The sequence below is a fragment of the Bradyrhizobium sp. genome, assembly GCF_027451485.1.
In the GTDB taxonomy this organism is placed as follows: Bacteria; Pseudomonadota; Alphaproteobacteria; order Rhizobiales; family Xanthobacteraceae; genus Bradyrhizobium.
In genome coordinates this window covers 1-3,498 of sequence record NZ_DAIDJE010000058.1, presented here as the reverse complement: position 1 = coordinate 3,498, position 3,498 = coordinate 1, and the positions used below count along the sequence as shown (strand labels likewise).

General features: G+C 59.5%; 4 protein-coding genes. 2 read left to right on the top strand and 2 right to left on the bottom strand.

Going from position 1 to position 3,498, the window contains the following annotated elements:
- A partial coding sequence (locus tag NEZ08_RS08285; RefSeq protein WP_298106126.1) for a lytic transglycosylase domain-containing protein occupies positions 1–533 on the top strand: 533 nt, incomplete at its 5' end.
- Positions 534–692: 159 nt separating this feature from the next.
- On the opposite strand, the gene NEZ08_RS08280 is transcribed toward NEZ08_RS08285, so the two are convergent.
- Together NEZ08_RS08280 and NEZ08_RS08275 are read right to left on the bottom strand one after the other, a co-directional pair.
- A complete protein-coding gene (locus tag NEZ08_RS08280; RefSeq protein ID WP_298106125.1) occupies positions 693–1,700 on the bottom strand; it encodes a transporter in 1,008 nt (335 codons plus the stop codon).
- Between the two features lie 173 nt (positions 1,701–1,873).
- Positions 1,874–2,209, bottom strand: coding sequence for a hypothetical protein (locus NEZ08_RS08275; protein ID WP_298106124.1), 336 nt, complete (start codon positions 2,207–2,209; stop codon positions 1,874–1,876).
- Between NEZ08_RS08275 and NEZ08_RS08270 the strand changes: the two genes are divergently transcribed.
- On the top strand, positions 2,197–3,330 hold the full coding sequence (locus NEZ08_RS08270; protein WP_298106123.1) for a tetratricopeptide repeat protein: 1,134 nt from the start codon (positions 2,197–2,199) through the stop codon (positions 3,328–3,330). The two genes, NEZ08_RS08275 and NEZ08_RS08270, sit on opposite strands and share 13 nt — an antisense overlap.
- The last annotated feature ends 168 nt before the right edge of the window (positions 3,331–3,498 follow it).

The following is a 3,498-nucleotide window of genomic DNA, read 5'->3' as shown; positions in this document are numbered from 1 at the left end:
ACTTCTACGCCTATCCGGTGACGGGAATTCCCCAGTTCAGGTCGATCGGCCCCGAAGTCGAACCGAGCATCATCTACGCTATCGCCCGGCAGGAGAGCGCCTTCAATCCGGCGGTCGTCTCGCCTGCCCAAGCCTATGGCTTATTGCAGGTGACGCCGGAAGCCGGCCGGTATGTCTGCAAGAAGTACGGCACCAGCTTCGACCTCACCCGGATGAAAACCGATCCCGTCTACAACGCCGCACTGGGGGCCGCCGAGCTTGGCGGCCTGCTCAACGATTACCGCGGCTCCTACATCATGACCTTTGCGGCCTACAACGCCGGCCGCGGCAGCGTCAGAAAATGGATCGAGCGCTACGGCGATCCGCGCGATCCGAGGGTCGATGCCGTCGACTGGGTCGAACTCATCCCGTTCTCGGAGACGCGGAATTACGTGCAGCGGATCATCGAGAACTTGCAGGTCTATCGTGCCCGCTTTGGCGGCGGAACGCGACTGCAAATCCAGGCCGACCTGCATCGCGGCAGCCTGGATTAGCTCGGGCACAACTTCCATTCGCATCTGGTGAAGGCTTCCGGATGAGAGGCCGATGCTCTCCATGCGTGCGGCGCTTCCGCCACAGGCCAAAAAAGGAAAGGCCCCCTCCCGATCTCTCGGAAGGGGGCCTTGTTACGTCAGGACGTTAGTCGATCGTCCTTACTTGTGGAACATCGGGGCCTTTGCCGGCTCCTCAGGCGCCCAGAGGCGATAGCTGAGGGTCGCGAAGACCGTCATGCCCTGTGCCATCAGAGAAGGATCGTTGCCAGCCGCCGCCAAAGCTGCGTCGTTCCGTCCGTGGGCGTAGACTTCCTGCGTTGCCCAAACCGAGACGCTTGCCGGCCCGAAATCATATCCGATCAGGCCACCGACCGCCCATTCATCATATCGCTGGACGTGGTTCAAGATGCTACCGCCAAGCGCGGTACAACTGACGGGGCATGAGTCATCGGTGACCTGACCGACGTAGTAGGCGACAGGACCGAATGTCCACTTGCCGATCGTCTTGGTGGCGGTGAAGTCGGCGTGGAAGATATTACCCGTGGTGTAATGGGTAACCCGATTCTCCGTGTTGATTTCGTCATACATCGCGGCGGTCAGGTTCCAGCCGTTCGCCAGATACGACACGATCAATTCTGGCTGGAAGGTGTAGTACGGGTTCGCCGGGCCGTTGAGGGTAGCCGGGCTCGTCGTCGCGCCATCGTCCAGGTAAATGCCAAGGCCGGTCTTGATCGCAAAGCCGCTGGTCCCGAGCTTCCAGCTCAATTCCACCGGAACGATATAGGTATTGAACATGCCGGCAGCTTGCACGTTGATCGGGCTGCCGAGGCTCTGCTGCACAAACGGCTGCACGATGACGGCGTCGTAGGTCGCACCCAGGAAGGTCCAGCCGGGGACGAACAGGAAGCCCTGAACGTCAACAGCCGCTTGAACGCCGGTTTTCGTGCCAGGCGGATTTAACCGGGCGGTCCCCGGTCCAACCAAGTTAGCGTCATAGGTGAAGACCTGGTTGAACATGTAGATGCCCGGCGGCGGAACGCCGGCGCTGGCGCCGATGAAAGCACCCGGCTTGGTGGCCTGATCGCCTCCCTCGGTTGCGTAGGCCGGGGTAAACGCGAGAGCGGTCAAACCCGCCGCCGCCAAGAGAGCCTTGCTGTCAAATTTCATGTGTCCCCTCATGATGTGAAACTCAAAAAACCACCCCAGGCCGCCGGCTTTTACTTTGGCCCCTCGTCATCGGATTTCTCCGAACGCGACGAATCCGGCGTGCCCATTTCGTGATCCAAGAGTGCGCCCCCCCGCGACAAAAAGGCAATTTAAACTTGCCTTATGAATCTTTGTCACAGTCCATTTTCTGGCAGGTGTTGCAAAATGTGCACACGCGGGTTTTCAACATTGGACAGCTCAAGCAACTGTTTTTGCATGGATTTTTTGAACGTTTGACCGCTGCCCCAGCCGGCTTCCGGAATTCCTTGAGACGAAATTGACGAGTAACGCGGCGCGCCCCGCGACCTCGTCATGTCGAATTTGAGGCTGCACGCCGCGGCGGCAACACAAGCGCGCGAGCACAGACAGTTCAAGAATCTTGCAGGAATGCCGTCTGCCAACGTAGGAAATGCTGCATCCTGAGCGGCCGTTGCAGGCGAAAGACGATGGAGAAGAAATGCGGTTTTCAATACTCCTGGCTGTGTTGGCAGTGCTCTTCAGTTTCGATGCAGCGAACGCGCAGGGCGATCTCGACCGATGCAGCTTCGCCGGTCAGATCGACAAGGCCGACGACGGGATCGCGGCCTGCGACCGCCTGATCAAGGATGCGAAGACGTCGGCACAAGAGCGCGCCAAAGCGTTAAGCAGCCGCTGCGGATGGTGGTGGGCCAAGAAGGATACCGATCGTGCGTTGACGGACTGCAATGAATCGATCCGCATCGATCGCAATCTTGCGTCGGCTTACTTAAATCGCGGAAATGTCTATTTGAGCAAATCCGACTTCGAGCACGCCTCCTCCGATTTCAACGAAGCACTTCGGCTAGACCCGAAAAATGCCTGGGCCTATGCCGAACGGGGCAGCCTCTACAAAAGCAAGGGGGATTTCGATCGCGCGCTGGCGGATCTCAATCAGTCGATCGCGCTGGATCCCACCTATGCGCCGGCGCATTTCTTGCGCGGCGATCTGTATAAAAGGAAAGGCGATCTCGCACGCGCGATGGACGACATGAACGAAACGCTGCGGCTCGATCCCAATTATGCGCAGGCTTACTTTGCCCGCGGCCGCCTCTCCTTCATGCTCGGCAACAATCCGGCGGCCACCGTGGATTTTGGCAAGGCCATCAAACTGGAGCCGGACGACTCGATGGCCTATTTCAACCGCGGCGTCGCCTATTACGCCATCGGCGACCGCAATGCAGATGCCGAGGCAGATTTCAGGAAAGCGACCGAACTCAACCCGAAGGACACTTATGCCGCGCTGTGGCGCGAGCTTGCCGAGCGCCGTAACCACGCGCCAAGCCATCTGGCGGAGGCTGCCAAGACGCTCGACATGACGGTTTGGCCGGCGCCCGTCATTCGCCTGTTTCTCGGCGAGACAACCATCGAACAGACCCTTGGCGCGGCCTCCAGCACCGACCCGCAAGTCAAGGCCACACAAACATGTGAGGCCAATTTCTACGGCGGCGAATTCGCTCTTCTGAAGAAGAACAAGAAGGAGGCGCAAAAGCTGCTCAAGCTCGCCGCAGACAATTGCCCGCCAACTTTTATCGAAGGGACGGCCGCAGTCGCCGAGTTGATCCCGCTGAAGTGATGCTGAAAGCGAAGGCCAGTCGCCCCCGAGTCGTCCGTGAAGAACTAACGCGGCGCCCAGCTCAAGCATGTTTTGAGCCGGGACGGTATCGATGAAGGCCCGGATGATGACACGCAACAGCTCTGCCAGCCACCGCAGCAGCAGGCCGAAGTTATAGCCGGCGGCGGC

Bases quoted from the DNA above. Each gene is read 5' to 3' on its own strand.
- NEZ08_RS08280 (WP_298106125.1), bottom strand. From the start codon at position 1,700: ATGAAATTTGACAGCAAGGCTCTCTTGGCGGCGGCGGGTTTGACCGCT.
- NEZ08_RS08270 (WP_298106123.1), top strand. From the start codon at position 2,197: ATGCGGTTTTCAATACTCCTGGCTGTGTTGGCAGTGCTCTTCAGTTTC.